This is a genomic window from Citrobacter amalonaticus (genome assembly GCF_001559075.2).
In the GTDB taxonomy this organism is placed as follows: Bacteria; Pseudomonadota; Gammaproteobacteria; order Enterobacterales; family Enterobacteriaceae; genus Citrobacter_A; species Citrobacter_A amalonaticus_F.
In genome coordinates, this window is sequence record NZ_CP014015.2 from 3,131,440 (window position 1) to 3,145,702 (window position 14,263).

The window sequence follows — 14,263 nt, forward strand, 5'->3', positions numbered from 1 at the left end:
ACCGCCGCTCTTAGTGCATCATCATATTGTAGTTGAGGTTCCACATGATCCAGATGGAACCGACAACCAGGATGGCGATGATCAGCACGGTAAAGACAAAAGCCGTCATGTTCCAGCCTTCATCAGACTTGGTGTTCATGTGCAGGAAGCACACCAGATGCACCAGAATCTGCACCACTGCCATTGCCAGGATAGTCCCCAGAATTACGGCTGGAGAGGCAGCACCCGTCATGACCATCCAGAACGGGATAACCGTCAGGATTATCGACAGGATAAAACCTGTCATGTAGGTTTTTACGCTGCCATGGGACGCGCCACTGTGATCGGTAGAATGACTCATTACATCGCCCCCATCAGATAAACAACAGTGAACACACAGATCCACACCACATCCAGGAAGTGCCAGAACAGGCTCAGGCACATGATGCGGGTACGGTTGGTGCTGGTCAGGCCGCGACGGGCGACTTGCACCATCAGCACGGCCATCCAGATCAGACCGGAAGTGACGTGCAGACCGTGGGTGCCGACCAACGCAAAGAACCCGGACAGGAAGCCGCTGCGATCCGGACCCATACCGTTAACAATCAGGTGATGGAATTCATAGAGTTCCATCCCGATGAAGCCAGCACCAAACAAGAAGGTCAACGCCAGCCAGGAGACAACCTGGCTCTTGTTGTTCTTGTGCATGGCGATCGCCGCCATGCCGTAGGTGATGGAGCTGAACAACAGCAGGAAAGTTTCAACCAGAACGAACGGCAGCTCAAAAATGTCCTTACCTGTCGGGCCACCTGCGGTGCCGTTCACCAGAACGGCATAGGTTGCGAACAGAATAGAGAACAGAATGCAGTCGCTCATCAGGTAGATCCAGAATCCGAAGATTTTGGTCTGGCCTGCGTCGTGGTGCCCGTGTTCGTGCGCGTGGGCAGTCGCGTTCGCTAAAGTATCAGTTGCCATTTTTCAGCCCTGCCTTAGAAATCTCATCGAAATGCTGGTTTTCCAGTTTTTCGACTTCCGGGACTGGTACGTAGTAGTCCACGTCCTCGTCAAAGCTTTTCACAATCCAGCTAATGATCATGCCTGCGAAGCCTACAATCGCCAGCCACCAGATATGCCAGATCATGGCGAAACCGAAGACGGTAGAGAACGCCGCAATCACAATGCCCGCACCGCTGTTTTTCGGCATATGAATTTCTTCATAATGCGCAGGCTGTTTGTACGCTTCACCTTTCTCTTTCATTTCCCAGAATGCATCACGCTCGTGAACGTGTGGCACAACGGCAAAGTTGTAGAACGGCGGCGGAGAAGAGGTTGCCCACTCCAGCGTACGCCCACCCCACGGGTCACCGGTCAGGTCACGGTTCTGCTCGCGGTCGCGAATAGAGACGAAGATCTGAATCAGCTGGCACAGGATACCCAGTGCAATCAGCGCGGCGCCGCAGGCGGCTACCACCAGCATCGGGTGGAACTGCGGGTCAATCTGCTGGCTGAGGCGACGGGTCATCCCCATGAAGCCCAGCACGTACAGCGGCATAAAGGCTACGAAGAAGCCGATAATCCACAACCAGAAGGCGCGTTTACCCCAGGTTTCGTTCAGCGTGAAGCCAAACGCTTTTGGCCACCAGTAGGTCATACCGGCGAAGCACCCGAAGACCACACCGCCGATGATGACGTTATGGAAGTGCGCAATCAGGAACAGACTGTTGTGCAGTACGAAGTCCGCGCCCGGAACCGCCAGCAGAACGCCGGTCATCCCGCCGACGGAGAAGGTCACGATGAAGCCAATCGTCCACAGCATAGCGGAGTGGAAAACGATGCGGCCCTGATACATGGTGAACAGCCAGTTGAAGATCTTCACCCCGGTCGGGATGGCGATAATCATGGTGGTAATACCGAAGAAGGCGTTTACGTTTGCGCCAGCACCCATGGTGAAGAAGTGGTGCAGCCAGACGATGAACGACAGTACGGTAATACACACGGTCGCCCAGACCAGCGAGGTGTAACCAAACAGACGTTTACGCGAGAAGGTTGCCGCGATTTCGGAGAACACCCCGAATACGGGCAGAACCAGAATGTACACTTCCGGATGGCCCCAGGCCCAAATCAGGTTGATGTACATCATCATGTTGCCGCCCATATCGTTGGTAAAGAAATGGGTGCCCAGATAGCGATCCAGGGTCAGCAACGCGACGGTAACCGTCAGGATTGGGAATGACGCGATAATCAGGATGTTCGCGCACAGTGATGCCCAGGTAAAGACCGGCATTTTGAACATGGTCATGCCCGGCGCACGCATCTTCAGAATGGTAACGAAGAAGTTGATACCGGTTAACGTCGTACCAATACCGGATAGCTGGAGACTCCAGATCCAGTAATCGACCCCGACGCTGGGACTGTACTCTATTCCCGAGAGTGGCGGATAGGCCAGCCAACCGGTCTGTGCGAACTCACCAACGCCCAGAGACAGGTTAACCAGGATAACGCCGACAACGGTGAACCAGAAGCTCAGGTTGTTCAGGAACGGGAACGCAACGTCACGCGCACCGATCTGCAGCGGAACCACCAGGTTCATCAGACCGATAACGAAAGGCATTGCCACGAAGAAGATCATGATCACGCCGTGAGCCGTGAAGATCTGGTCGTAGTGGTGAGGCGGCAGGAAGCCCGCTTCACCCGCAGAGGCCAGCGCCTGCTGGCTACGCATCATGATGGCGTCGGCAAAGCCACGCAGCAACATCACAATAGCGACGATGACATACATGATGCCAAGACGCTTGTGGTCAACGGACGTGAGCCACTCTTTCCACAGGTAGGTCCACTTACCGAAGTAAGTGATCAAGGCTAATAAAGCCAGACCCCCGACGATAATGGCAGCGATCGTAACCATGACGATAGGTTCATGGAACGGGACTGCATCCAGTGATAATTTTCCGAACATCGTTTTCTTCCTCAGCCCCTTGAGTTGGCGGCTTCCGCGTGGCTCATGTCCATGCCTTCCATCCCTTCGTGCGAGCTGTGCTCACCTTCTGGTTGGGTCATGTCCATGCTCTGACCGTGAGCCATAAATTTGTTAATAACGTCTTTAAACAAATCGGGTTTCACGTTGGAGAAATATTCCACCTGGTTGTATTCGCTTGGTGCAGCCACTTTCTCGAACGCAGCCATATCGCTCATGGTGTTCGGTGACTGTTTCGCTTTAGCAACCCATTGGTCGAATGCGGCGCGGTCCTCTGTTGCGATAGCCTTGAACTTCATACCGGAGAAGCCAGGTCCGCTATAGCTTGCGGAGATACCGTCATAGGTACCGGCTTCATTGGCGATCAGATGCAGGCGAGTCTGCATACCGGCCATGGCATAAATTTGGCTACCCAGACGCGGGATGAAGAAGGAGTTCATCACGGAATTAGAGGTCACTTTGAAGTACACCGGAGTGTTCGCCGGGAAGGCGATTTCATTCACGGTAGCAATGCCCTGTTCCGGGTAGATGAAGAACCATTTCCAGTCCATGGAAACCACTTCGATGGTAATGGGCTTCTCGTCATGTGCCAGCGGCTTGCTTGGCTCAAGAGCGTGAGTGGTTTTCCAGGTCAGCACGGCAAGGAAAATGATGATTAAGATTGGTACCGTCCAGACCACCGCTTCCACTTTATTGGAGTGTGACCAGTTCGGGCTATACTTCGCATCTTTATTGCTTGCACGGTACTTCCAGGCAAAACCTACAGCCATCAAGATTGCAGGAATAACGACGATCAACATCAGGCCAAATGCCGTCAGTATCAGCGAACGTTGCTCCAGTCCAATCTGTCCTTTGGGATCTAACAGCGCAGAATTACAGCCACTGAGTAATGCAGTGCCTGCAATTAATGACAACCATCCCAAACTTTTATTGTATTTCCTGAGTCTCATTTAACGACCTCAATTCCACGGGACCTGGTGGCGTTTAAAGTGTGTGGGCATTTTACGGGAAGGTTACATTACTGTAAACATCATTGGATCTGTGTTACCGGGTTCTGCCGCCCGTGTCACATATGTTGCAGGATATGTCGTCTCAGCATTAAGAACCTGTTGCAACATCACGTTATAACGAAAGGGGATTCCAGGGAGGCGACAGGAGGGCAATTGGTATAACCAATGCAAAAATAAAACAATTGCTTAACAAGTGATTATCAATAAAGAGACAAATAAAATACAAAAAATAAATGTGGTCAGGCTGAATCGAGTAAGGAAAATAAAACCTATAAAAGGCGTCAATAATTTCCAGATTCTATTGCGCACAAAACAACAAATATTATTTTTTTCAATTGCTGCTTATTTAGCCGATATAATTACGCAAGGTGATTACAACGGCTAAATAAAGGGGGCGTTTACACCAGTCGCGTTTTGCGCAGCGCCAGATAGTCGAGCAATCCGCCAAACACGATGCCGAAAATGGCGACAGTCACCGCGACTTCCAGCAGTCCGGCAAGGAAGGAGAAGTTAGTGAAATCCATCGCGTTCATCGACAGCAACAGCAGCCAGACGGCAAGCAACGCGCATCCCGCCATCAAAATCCATAACGCCAGACTGTAGGCCGAACGGAATTCTGTTCGCGGCAGGAAACTTTCGCTCTGTCGCGTGTACTCCAGCGTTTGCCGACACACCAGCAGCAATATCAGACCCGGAACAGCGGCCACGACGGAGAAAAGATAAAACGTCGACCAGCCGTGCGCTTCGACAAACCAACCGGCAACCGGGCCAACATAGACGCGCCCGACGGCAGAAAGTGCCGATAGCAGGGCGAACTGGGTGGCAGAAAACGACTTATTGCACAGTGTCATCAGCAGTGCAACAAACGCCGAGGTCCCCATCCCCCCGCACAGATTTTCGAAAAACACCGCGGCGGCCATGCTGAACATGTGTTTGTCGGTCACCGACAGGAGCCAGTATCCGGCGTTGGAGACGCCCTGCAGGATGCCGAAAATCAGTAAAGCACGGAACAGCGTCAGTCGCTGCATCAATACCCCGCCGTACAGCGCGCCAATAATGGTGGCTATCAGTCCCAGCGTTTTATTGACGACGCCCACTTCACCGGCGTCAAAGCCCACGCCACGAATCAAAAAGGTGGTGGTCAGGCTCATGGCGAAGGCATCACCCAGCTTATAAAGGATGATGAGCAGCAAAATCAGCCAGGCGTTGTTGCGACCGAAGAAATCACGTAAGGGGGCAGCTACCGCTTGTTCCAGCGTTTTTGGCACCGGAATAGTGTCAGTCGGTTCGGGGGCGAGCAGGGTAGAAATAATGCAGGGGATTAGCAACGCCGCCATCAGCCAGTACATGCCCTGCCAGCCGAGCCAGCGGTCGGCCATCCACAGCGCCAGTCCGCCGGACACCAGCATTCCGAGGCGATAGCCAAGCACGCTGATTGCCGCACCGGTCCCGCGTTCTTCTGCGGCTAAGACATCCGTTTTCCAGGCGTCAAACACAATATCTTGCGACGCTGAACAAAAGGCGATCACCACTGCCAGCGCCGCCATCCAGCGCAACTGACTACCGGGCTCCAGAAAACCCATCGCGGCGATGGATACCAGCAACAAACATTGCGTTGTCAGCAACCAGCCACGACGACGACCTAAAAAGGGCGGTGTGTAGCGGTCCATGACCGGAGACCAGAGAAACTTAAAGACGTAAGCCTGACCGACCAGCGAAAAGAAACCGATGGTTTTCAGATCGATATTCTCGACGGTCATCCACGCCTGAAGCGTACCGGAGGTCAACGCGAGCGGCAGGCCGGAGGCAAAACCCAACATCAGCAAGATAGCTGATTTTGGTTGTTGAAAAATACGTAAGTAGTGACTGGGCATGGGCATATAAAGCTGACCCGGCGCGGTGCCGGGTCAGGGGGCAGAAATTAACGAGCGTTCTGTTTGATAAAGTCGTGGACGCTGGTGTCCTGAGACATGTCAGCAATCGTATCGGTCAGCACGCTGTTAACCGCGTTGGCGATATTCTTGTTGGTCGCCTGGAACGCGCCTTCAACGGAGTAACTGGCGCGGTAGTTTTTGGTCATCTTGTTGCCGTTAGCCGCCGTCGCGATGATCGCGATATCGGCTTTGGTGGCGATGTTATAACGCACGTTGCCCTGAGACACATCAGCGTACAGCTGGTTAACAATGATCTGCAGGTTCACCGCACCGTTCGGGCCGACCATATAACCGCGTGAGGTCATCTGTTTTTCCAGCACTTCTTGTAACAGGAAACGCAGATCGCGGGAGGCAGTCAGTGTCACCAGTTGATTGTCGCGGGTCACTTTCGCCAGCGCCTGGTCCGGACGCTGATCGGCGCCATTGATGCTAACGGTCACGCCCATCAGGCTCGGATCCTGTTGCGGAAGCGTAATTTTAGGCGAAACGTCAATCGTGGTTGGCGGTGTCGCACAGCCCGCCAGCATGAAAAGCGCGATTAACGGGAAGAGGATTTTTTTTAACATGTTCGTGCTCTCAGTAACTCTTAATCATATGGATAGAGAATAATTCCCGCCATCATAACATCGCCAACGGCGAGGGGAAGTGGGTAACGCATGTAAATTCATCATGTTGTCCGAATAATGAGGTTATAGAGACCAAATTGGGTATTTATGCCATCCCCCAGCGGGTTGAATCAGTAAACTTCATCGCGTTGACGGCGAAAATCAGACGAAGGCTAAATTTTTGTTGTAATGGTGTAATGGAACCGGTAAAAGCGGCTAATATTTAAAGGGATGGGTGACATCTCAGCGCCGTTTGAGGAGATATATCATGATGATACGTGAGCAAATAGAAGAAAAATTAAGGGCAGCGTTCCAACCCGTGTTCCTCGAGGTCGTGGATGAAAGCTATCGTCACAATGTCCCGGCTGGTTCAGAAAGCCACTTTAAAGTCGTTCTGGTTAGCGATCGCTTTACCGGCGAGCGTTTTTTAAATCGTCATCGGATGATCTACGGTACATTAACTGCAGAACTGTCTACGACGGTCCACGCGCTGGCTCTGCATACCTATACCATCAAAGAGTGGGAAGGGTTGCAGGATACGATCTTTGCGTCGCCGCCATGTCGGGGTGCGGGAAGCATCGCGTAAAAACGCATTTGCAACCGCTGGCGCTTTTCCAGTATGTTGCTAAAGATTATGTGAAAACGGCCTGCGGGCCGTTTTGTTTTGTCTGAATTTTGCACGGGTCAAACCCTTTTCAGGGCAAGAATAGCCGGGAATTGTGAAAAATGCCGCAGCAACGCGCAATAACCGTTCTCGACTCATAAAAGTGATGCCGCTATAATGCCGCGTCTTATTTGAATGTCTTCGGGATGATTCTGACGACAGGGAATGTGATTGATTAAGAGAACATCCCGGTTCCGCGAAGCTAATAATCTGTGCTTGCGGAGTAGAGTTGACCGAGCACTGTGATTTTTTGAGGTAACAAGATGCAAGTTTCAGTTGAAACCACTCAAGGCCTTGGCCGCCGTGTAACGATTACTATCGCTGCTGACAGCATCGAGACCGCTGTTAAAAGCGAGCTGGTCAACGTAGCGAAGAAAGTGCGTATTGACGGCTTCCGTAAAGGCAAAGTACCGATGAATGTTGTTGCTCAGCGTTATGGCGCGTCTGTTCGCCAGGACGTTCTGGGTGACCTGATGAGCCGCAACTTCGTTGATGCCATCATCAAAGAAAAAATCAATCCGGCTGGCGCACCGAACTACGTTCCGGGCGAATACAAACTGGGTGAAGACTTCACCTACGCGGTAGAATTCGAAGTCTATCCGGAAGTTGAACTGACCGGTCTGGACGCAATCGAAGTTGAAAAACCGGTTGTTGAAGTCACCGACGCGGATGTTGACGTGATGCTGGATACCCTGCGTAAACAGCAGGCGACCTGGAAAGATAAAGACGGCGCTGCGGATGCAGAAGACCGCGTTACCCTCGACTTCACCGGTTCTGTAGACGGCGAAGAGTTCGAAGGCGGTAAAGCGTCTGATTTCGTACTGGCGATGGGCCAGGGTCGTATGATCCCGGGCTTTGAAGACGGTATCAAAGGTCACAAAGCAGGCGAAGAGTTCACCATCGACGTGACTTTCCCGGAAGACTACCACGCTGAAAACCTGAAAGGTAAAGCGGCGAAATTCGCCATCAACCTGAAGAAAGTGGAAGAGCGTGAGCTGCCGGAACTGACTGAAGAATTCATCAAACGTTTCGGCGTTGAAGATGGTTCCGTTGCCGGTCTGCGTACCGAAGTCCGTAAAAACATGGAACGCGAGCTGAAAGGCGCGGTGCGTAACCGTGTTAAATCTCAGGCAATCGACGGTCTGGTGAAAGCGAACGACATCGACGTTCCTGCTGCACTGATTGACAGCGAAATCGACGTTCTGCGTCGTCAGGCTGCTCAGCGTTTCGGTGGTAACGAGAAACAAGCACTGGAGCTGCCGCGTGAACTGTTCGAAGAACAGGCTAAGCGTCGCGTAGTAGTAGGTCTGCTGCTGGGCGAAGTGATTCGTACCAACGAACTGAAAGCGGATGAAGATCGCGTGAAGGGCCTGATCGAAGAGATGGCTTCTGCTTACGAAGATCCGAAAGAAGTGATCGAGTTCTACAGCAAAAATAAAGAGCTGATGGACAACATGCGTAACGTCGCTCTGGAAGAACAGGCGGTTGAAGCAGTTCTGGCGAAAGCCAAAGTGACTGAAAAAGCCACGACCTTCAATGAGCTGATGAACCAGCAGGCGTAATTCCGCTTAAACGCGCGAATTTCGCACAAAGGCCCGTCACCGTCAGGTGGCGGGTCTTTTTTTTGTCATGACTTTTGCATGGAAGAGTGCGAAAAAGCGTTTTTCGGTGTTAGCGTTAAAGCAAAAGATTGTTATGCTTGAATTATGGCGATGCCGTACCCATAACAGAGGGACTAGCTGATAATCCGTCCATAAGGTTACAATCGGTACAGCAGGTTTTTTCATTTTTTATCCAGGAGACGGAAATGTCATACAGCGGCGAACGAGATAACTTTGCACCCCATATGGCGCTGGTGCCGATGGTCATTGAACAGACCTCACGTGGTGAGCGCTCTTTTGATATCTACTCTCGTCTACTTAAGGAACGTGTCATTTTTCTGACCAGCCAGGTCGAAGATCATATGGCTAACCTGATCGTGGCGCAGATGCTGTTCCTGGAAGCCGAAAACCCGGAAAAAGATATCTACCTGTACATTAACTCTCCGGGCGGCGTAATTACCGCAGGCATGTCGATTTATGACACCATGCAGTTTATTAAGCCAGACGTCAGCACCATCTGTATGGGCCAGGCGGCCTCTATGGGCGCGTTCTTGCTGACGGCCGGGGCGAAAGGTAAACGTTTCTGCCTGCCGAACTCCCGCGTGATGATTCACCAGCCGTTGGGCGGTTACCAGGGCCAGGCAACAGATATTGAAATTCACGCCCGTGAAATCCTGAAAGTTAAAGGGCGCATGAACGAACTTATGGCACACCATACGGGTCAATCTCTTGAGCAGATTGAGCGTGATACTGAGCGCGATCGCTTCCTCTCTGCCGCTGAGGCAGTGGAGTATGGCTTAGTCGACTCGATTTTGACCCATCGTAATTGATGCCCGGGGCGCAACTCTGCCGCTATACTTACCAGGGGCGGCACAACGCGACAAAGCGAGTTGCGCCTGAGAATGGCATTTTGCGTCGTCGTGTGCGGCACAAAGAACAAAGAAGAGGTTTTGACTCATGACAGATAAACGCAAAGATGGCTCGGGCAAATTGTTGTACTGCTCTTTTTGCGGCAAAAGCCAGCATGAAGTGCGTAAGCTCATCGCCGGTCCATCCGTGTATATCTGCGATGAATGTGTCGATCTGTGTAACGACATCATTCGCGAAGAGATTAAGGAAGTTGCACCGCATCGTGAACGCAGTGCGCTGCCGACGCCACACGAAATTCGTAACCACCTTGACGATTACGTCATTGGTCAGGAACAGGCGAAGAAAGTGCTGGCGGTCGCGGTATACAACCACTACAAACGTCTGCGCAACGGCGACACCAGCAATGGCGTCGAGTTGGGCAAAAGTAACATTCTGCTGATCGGTCCGACTGGTTCCGGTAAAACGCTGTTGGCGGAAACGCTGGCGCGTCTGCTGGACGTTCCGTTCACGATGGCGGATGCCACCACGCTGACCGAAGCGGGTTACGTGGGTGAGGACGTTGAGAACATCATCCAGAAACTGTTGCAGAAGTGCGACTACGATGTGCAGAAAGCGCAGCGTGGTATCGTTTATATCGATGAAATTGACAAGATTTCCCGTAAGTCTGACAACCCGTCGATCACTCGTGACGTTTCCGGTGAAGGCGTACAGCAGGCGCTGCTGAAACTGATCGAAGGGACGGTTGCTGCCGTTCCGCCGCAGGGTGGACGTAAACATCCGCAACAGGAATTCTTGCAGGTGGATACCTCTAAGATCCTGTTCATCTGTGGCGGTGCGTTTGCCGGTCTGGATAAAGTGATCGCCAACCGCGTTGAAACCGGCTCCGGCATTGGTTTTGGCGCAACGGTGAAAGCAAAATCCGACAAGGCCAGCGAAGGCGAACTGCTCTCGCAGGTTGAACCGGAAGATTTGATCAAGTTTGGTCTGATTCCTGAGTTTATTGGTCGTCTGCCGGTTGTGGCGACGCTGAGCGAACTGAGCGAAGAAGCGCTGATCCAGATCCTGAAAGAACCGAAAAACGCGCTGACCAAGCAGTATCAGGCGCTGTTTAACCTCGAAGGCGTTGACCTGGAGTTCCGCGACGAAGCGCTGGATGCGATTGCCCGCAAAGCGATGGCGCGTAAAACCGGTGCCCGTGGTCTGCGTTCCATCGTAGAAGCCGCGCTGCTGGATACCATGTACGATCTGCCTTCGATGGAAGACGTCGAAAAAGTGGTGATTGATGAGTCAGTGATCGGCGGCCAGAGCAAGCCATTGCTGATTTACGGCAAGCCGGAAGCCCAGCAGGCATCTGGTGAATAATTAGCCAATCCATACAATCAGTTAATCAAAAAGGGGGGATTTTATCTCCCCTTTACTTTTTCCGTAATCATGGCGTTGAATGTGTGGGAAACATCCCCATATACTGACATACATGTTAAAGGTGGCGTGAAGCACAGCTATGCCATCTGATTACCTGGCGGACACTAAACTAAGAGAGAGCTCTATGAATCCTGAGCGTTCTGAACGCATTGAAATCCCCGTATTGCCGTTGCGCGATGTGGTGGTTTATCCGCACATGGTCATACCCTTGTTTGTAGGGCGGGAAAAATCTATCCGTTGTCTGGAAGCGGCTATGGACCATGATAAAAAAATCATGCTGGTCGCCCAGAAAGAAGCATCAACGGATGAGCCGGGTGTAAACGATCTTTTCACCGTCGGGACCGTGGCCTCTATTTTGCAGATGCTGAAACTGCCTGACGGCACCGTCAAAGTGCTGGTCGAAGGGTTACAGCGTGCGCGTATTTCTGCGCTGTCTGATAACGGTGAGCACTTCTCTGCGAAAGCGGAATACCTTGATTCGCCTGCTATTGACGAGCGCGAACAGGAAGTACTGGTACGCACGGCGATCAGCCAGTTCGAAGGCTACATCAAGCTGAACAAGAAAATCCCACCAGAAGTGCTGACGTCGCTCAATAGCATTGACGATCCGGCGCGCCTGGCGGACACCATCGCTGCCCATATGCCGCTGAAGCTGGCGGATAAGCAGTCCGTGCTGGAGATGTCCGACGTGAACGAGCGTCTGGAGTATCTGATGGCGATGATGGAGTCTGAAATCGATCTGCTGCAGGTTGAGAAGCGCATTCGCAACCGCGTGAAAAAGCAGATGGAGAAATCTCAGCGTGAGTACTATCTGAATGAGCAGATGAAGGCAATTCAGAAAGAACTCGGCGAAATGGACGACGCGCCAGACGAAAATGAAGCGCTGAAGCGGAAGATCGACGCGGCAAAAATGCCGAAAGAGGCGAAAGAGAAAGCCGAAGCTGAACTGCAGAAGCTGAAAATGATGTCGCCGATGTCGGCGGAAGCGACCGTCGTGCGTGGCTACATCGACTGGATGGTACAGGTGCCGTGGAATGCGCGTAGCAAGGTCAAAAAAGACCTGCGTCAGGCGCAGGAAATCCTTGATACCGACCACTATGGTCTGGAGCGTGTGAAAGACCGCATCCTTGAATATCTCGCGGTACAAAGCCGTGTGAACAAAATCAAGGGGCCGATCCTGTGCCTGGTGGGACCGCCGGGGGTAGGTAAAACCTCTCTGGGTCAGTCCATCGCCAAAGCGACCGGGCGTAAATACATCCGTATGGCGCTGGGTGGCGTGCGTGATGAAGCGGAAATTCGCGGTCACCGTCGGACGTACATCGGCTCTATGCCGGGTAAACTGATCCAGAAAATGGCGAAAGTGGGCGTTAAAAACCCGCTGTTCCTGCTCGATGAGATCGATAAAATGTCTTCCGACATGCGTGGCGATCCGGCATCCGCACTGCTTGAGGTGCTGGATCCTGAGCAGAACGTGGCATTCAGCGATCACTACCTGGAAGTGGACTACGATCTCAGCGACGTCATGTTTGTCGCGACCTCCAACTCCATGAACATTCCGGCGCCGCTGCTGGACCGTATGGAAGTGATCCGTCTGTCCGGGTATACCGAAGACGAGAAGCTGAATATTGCCAAACAGCACCTGCTGCCGAAGCAGATTGAGCGTAACGCGCTGAAGAAAGGCGAGCTGACGGTCGACGACAGCGCCATTATCGGCATTATTCGTTACTACACTCGTGAAGCTGGCGTGCGTAGTCTGGAACGTGAAATTTCCAAACTGTGCCGGAAAGCGGTCAAGCAGTTGCTGCTGGATAAGTCACTGAAACACATTGTGATCAATGGCGATAACCTGCACGACTACCTGGGCGTACAGCGCTTTGACTATGGTCGCGCGGACAATGAAAACCGCGTGGGCCAGGTGACCGGTCTGGCGTGGACGGAAGTGGGCGGCGATCTGCTGACCATCGAAACCGCGTGCGTGCCGGGCAAAGGCAAGCTGACCTACACCGGTTCGCTGGGTGAAGTGATGCAGGAGTCCATCCAGGCTGCGCTGACCGTGGTGCGCGCGCGCGCGGAGAAACTGGGTATTAATCCGGACTTTTACGAAAAACGCGACATTCACGTTCACGTCCCGGAAGGGGCGACGCCGAAAGACGGTCCGAGCGCCGGTATTGCGATGTGTACCGCGCTGGTTTCCTGCCTGACCGGTAACCCGGTGCGTGCCGATGTGGCGATGACCGGTGAGATCACCCTGCGTGGTCAGGTACTGCCGATCGGTGGGTTAAAAGAAAAACTTCTGGCTGCGCACCGTGGTGGTATTAAAACGGTCTTAATTCCGGATGAAAACAAACGCGACCTGGAAGAGATTCCGGACAATGTTATTGCCGATTTGGACATCCATCCGGTGAAACGCATTGAAGAGGTTCTGACTCTCGCATTGCAAAATGAACCCTCTGGAATGCAGGTTGTGACGGCAAAATAGTGACCTCGCGCAAAGAGCACTAATAAAAACAGGGCTGGCAGGCCATTTCGTACTTGCCAGCCTTTTTTTGTATAGCTAATTTAGATGACGGATTGGGCTTGCCATCATTATCGGGTGTTGTAAGGGCATGGCAGGCCTGATATAACTGCTGCGCGGTCGCACTTTGAAGGATTCTGGTGCGATATAAATTATAATGAGGAAGAGAAGAGTGAATAAATCTCAACTGATCGACAAAATTGCTGCAGGGGCTGATATCTCCAAAGCTGCGGCAGGGCGTGCGTTAGACGCAATTATTGCTTCTGTTACCGAATCTCTGAAAGAAGGGGATGACGTTGCGCTGGTAGGTTTTGGTACTTTTGCTGTTAAAGAGCGTGCTGCCCGTACTGGTCGCAACCCGCAAACAGGTAAAGAGATCGCCATTGCTGCCGCCAAAGTACCTGGTTTCCGTGCAGGTAAAGCACTGAAAGACGCAGTAAACTAAGCGTGATCCCCTTCCGGGGACAGGACTCAGTACAAGGGCGCATCAATTGATGTGCCTTTTTTGTTTTTGCAGCGATTTTATACTCGTTGTGGGCTGACAATCGCCCCTGTTTCTTGTCACAATAGACCTTTATACGCAGCGTTCAGGAAACGCTATGATATACACTAAGGTATTCACGTTGCATCGGGGCGGTTCACGACGAAGCAGCCTGATTGATGCAGTGTATAGTCACCTACAGCGGAGT

At 52.3% G+C, this 14,263-nt stretch carries 12 protein-coding genes; 6 read left to right on the plus strand and 6 right to left on the minus strand.

Going from position 1 to position 14,263, the window contains the following annotated elements; all coding sequences use genetic code 11:
- Nucleotides 1-10: 10 nt before the first annotated feature.
- The 6 genes from AL479_RS15075 to AL479_RS15105 all read right to left on the minus strand — a co-directional run bounded on the left by AL479_RS15075 (nt 11) and on the right by AL479_RS15105 (nt 6,463).
- Nucleotides 11-340 (minus strand): cytochrome o ubiquinol oxidase subunit IV, encoded by a 330-nt coding sequence (locus tag AL479_RS15075; RefSeq protein ID WP_032176034.1) that lies wholly within the window; start codon nt 338-340, stop codon nt 11-13.
- A complete protein-coding gene (locus AL479_RS15080) occupies nt 340-954 on the minus strand; it encodes a cytochrome o ubiquinol oxidase subunit III (protein WP_061076639.1) in 615 nt (204 codons plus the stop codon). Before AL479_RS15080 ends, AL479_RS15075 begins: the two co-directional genes overlap by 1 nt.
- Nucleotides 944-2,935, minus strand: a complete 1,992-nt coding sequence (gene cyoB, locus AL479_RS15085; protein ID WP_042324518.1) for a cytochrome o ubiquinol oxidase subunit I — start codon at nt 2,933-2,935, stop codon at nt 944-946. Before cyoB ends, AL479_RS15080 begins: the two co-directional genes overlap by 11 nt.
- Nucleotides 2,936-2,946: 11 nt before the next feature.
- A complete protein-coding gene (gene cyoA, locus AL479_RS15090) occupies nt 2,947-3,903 on the minus strand; it encodes a cytochrome o ubiquinol oxidase subunit II (RefSeq protein WP_061076640.1) in 957 nt (318 codons plus the stop codon).
- Nucleotides 3,904-4,361: 458 nt separating this feature from the next.
- Entirely contained in the window at nt 4,362-5,837 is a 1,476-nt protein-coding gene (gene ampG, locus AL479_RS15100; protein WP_061076641.1) for a muropeptide MFS transporter AmpG, read from the minus strand.
- 47 nt (nt 5,838-5,884) lie between these two features.
- A complete protein-coding gene (locus AL479_RS15105) occupies nt 5,885-6,463 on the minus strand; it encodes a lipoprotein (RefSeq protein ID WP_061076642.1) in 579 nt (192 codons plus the stop codon).
- A gap of 307 nt (nt 6,464-6,770) precedes the next feature.
- On the opposite strand from AL479_RS15105, the gene bolA reads away from it, so the two are divergent.
- The 6 genes from bolA to hupB all read left to right on the plus strand — a co-directional run bounded on the left by bolA (nt 6,771) and on the right by hupB (nt 14,019).
- On the plus strand, nt 6,771-7,088 hold the full coding sequence (gene bolA, locus AL479_RS15110; RefSeq protein WP_042324511.1) for a transcriptional regulator BolA: 318 nt from the start codon (nt 6,771-6,773) through the stop codon (nt 7,086-7,088).
- A gap of 341 nt (nt 7,089-7,429) precedes the next feature.
- The gene (tig, locus tag AL479_RS15120; RefSeq protein WP_061070466.1) at nt 7,430-8,728 is read left to right on the plus strand and encodes a trigger factor; all 1,299 of its coding nucleotides are present in this window, start codon (nt 7,430-7,432) and stop codon (nt 8,726-8,728) included.
- Nucleotides 8,729-8,973: 245 nt separating this feature from the next.
- Nucleotides 8,974-9,597, plus strand: coding sequence for an ATP-dependent Clp endopeptidase proteolytic subunit ClpP (gene clpP / locus AL479_RS15125; RefSeq protein WP_061076643.1), 624 nt, complete (start codon nt 8,974-8,976; stop codon nt 9,595-9,597).
- 127 nt (nt 9,598-9,724) lie between these two features.
- Nucleotides 9,725-10,999, plus strand: a complete 1,275-nt coding sequence (clpX, locus tag AL479_RS15130) for an ATP-dependent protease ATP-binding subunit ClpX (RefSeq protein ID WP_042324505.1) — start codon at nt 9,725-9,727, stop codon at nt 10,997-10,999.
- A 184-nt stretch (nt 11,000-11,183) separates the two neighbouring features.
- Nucleotides 11,184-13,538 (plus strand): endopeptidase La, encoded by a 2,355-nt coding sequence (gene lon, locus AL479_RS15135; protein WP_042285905.1) that lies wholly within the window; start codon nt 11,184-11,186, stop codon nt 13,536-13,538.
- 208 nt (nt 13,539-13,746) lie between these two features.
- Nucleotides 13,747-14,019 carry a nucleoid-associated protein HU-beta gene (gene hupB / locus AL479_RS15140; protein ID WP_042324500.1) on the plus strand — a complete coding sequence of 91 codons (273 nt, stop codon included), beginning with the start codon at nt 13,747-13,749 and terminating at the stop codon, nt 14,017-14,019.
- Nucleotides 14,020-14,263: the final 244 nt, after the last annotated feature.